Source organism: Actinoplanes sp. NPDC048791 (assembly GCF_040650095.1).
Taxonomy (GTDB): Bacteria; Actinomycetota; Actinomycetes; order Mycobacteriales; family Micromonosporaceae; genus Actinoplanes.
On the sequence record NZ_JBEZGQ010001469.1, the window covers coordinates 1 to 1,596 of the forward strand.

Here is a 1,596-nt window from a genome sequence, read left to right on the forward strand (position 1 = left end):
GGGGTCGCCTTGACCGCCTTGCGCGCCACGGCCTTCTTCGCCACAGCCTTCTTGGCCGGCGGTACGACGTCCGCCGGGCCGGGCTCGGCCAGCGTCACGTCAGCGGCAGGCGTCACCGCATCGCCCTGCGTGCCGGCGCGCGCCTGCGCCAGGCGCAGCTGACGTTCCAGGTCGCGTACCCGGGTGTTGAGGTCGGACACCTCGTCGGCCGTCGCCAGGCCGACCAGGCCGAGCGCCCGGTCCACCTCGAAGCGCACGATGTTCGTCAGGGCCTCGCGGTTGGCCAGGCCGGTCGACATCAGATCCTCGACCAGGCCCTGCAACTGCGCGGCCGTCGCGCCGCCGCGGTTCACGAGTTCGCCGGCCACCTGCTGCGCCCGCTTGCGCGGTGCCTCGGTCAGTCCGAGCGCCATCTCCAGATACGCCCGCCATGCGTCCTGCATGTTGCTCCCCTCCGGCTCGCGCCACACGTGTGCTGGTGCAACGCTACCGGGCGTACCCGCAGGTGCATTGCGGTACCGTGCGGAGCGTCGAGGTGGTGTCGTGGAGGAGGTCCGGAATTGGCCAGCGTGGACGAGTGCCGGCAGGCGTTGCACGATCTCGCCGCCCGGCTGGACGCGAACGCCGAGACCCGCGGCAAGCTCGACCTGGACCGTACGCTCGCCTGCCGGGTGAGTGACCTGGACACGGCCTTCCACGCCCGCCTGGCCGGCGGCCGTCTGGTCGACATCGCCGACGGCGACGACCCGAAGGCCAAGATCGCCCTGATCGCGGCCAGCGACGACCTGATCGCGCTGGTCACGGGCCGGCTCGACGTCACCCGGGCGATCGCCTCGCGGCAGGTGTCGATCAAGGCCAACCCCTTCGATCTGCTCAAGCTGCGCAAGCTGCTCTAGCCGCAGCCGTACGACCTGAGGCGTACGAGAAATGACGCCTCTGGACGGACGCGCGCAGTCCTGTCGTTGGCCACGATGGGCTCATGACAGCACCCGTCGAGGCTCGGCGACTCACGAAGCGCTACGGCACGCTGACCGCCGTCGACAGTCTGGATCTGCGGGTCGAGGCCGGTGAGGTCTACGGCTTTCTCGGTCCGAACGGCGCCGGTAAGACCACCACGCTGCGCATGCTGCTGGGGCTGATCCGGCCCAGTTCCGGTGAGGTGCGTCTGTTCGGCCGGGCTCCGGGGCGGCTCGACGGGGTCGGCGCGCTCATCGAAGGACCGGGCTTCTACCCGTACCTGAGCGGCCGCGACAATCTGCGGGTCATGGCCCGCCACGCCGGCGTGGGGCCCGGCCGGGTCGCGGCAGTGCTCGACCAGGTCGAGCTGACCGGCCGGGCCGGCGACCGCTATGCCACCTACTCGCTCGGCATGAAACAGCGCCTGGGGGTGGCCGCTGCCCTGCTCATGTATCCGCGCCTGGACGTGCTCCACGAGCCCACCAACGGCCTGGATCCGGCCGGTATGGCGGACATGCGCCTGCTGGTGCGCCGCCTCGGCGCGGCCGGTCGTCGACCCGGTACGAGCCGGCCTCGTACACGCCGGCGGTCGGCACGACGAGGTCGTTCTGCGTACCGAACAGCCGGTCCGCCATGAAG

At 71.1% G+C, this 1,596-nt stretch carries 2 protein-coding genes and 1 pseudogene; 2 read left to right on the top strand and 1 reads right to left on the bottom strand.

What is annotated here, in order from left to right; all coding sequences use genetic code 11:
• Window positions 1–443 (bottom strand): annotated as a pseudogene (locus tag AB0C29_RS47510) (hypothetical protein); the annotation flags it as partial.
• A gap of 117 nt (window positions 444–560) precedes the next feature.
• Here AB0C29_RS47510 and AB0C29_RS47515 point away from each other — a divergent pair.
• Both AB0C29_RS47515 and AB0C29_RS47520 read left to right on the top strand, forming a co-directional pair.
• Window positions 561–896, top strand: a complete 336-nt coding sequence (locus AB0C29_RS47515; RefSeq protein WP_360834850.1) for an SCP2 sterol-binding domain-containing protein — start codon at window positions 561–563, stop codon at window positions 894–896.
• An 83-nt stretch (window positions 897–979) separates the two neighbouring features.
• Window positions 980–1,594: an ATP-binding cassette domain-containing protein gene (locus tag AB0C29_RS47520; RefSeq protein ID WP_360834852.1), complete on the top strand. Its 615-nt coding sequence runs from the start codon at window positions 980–982 to the stop codon at window positions 1,592–1,594.
• The last annotated feature ends 2 nt before the right edge of the window (window positions 1,595–1,596 follow it).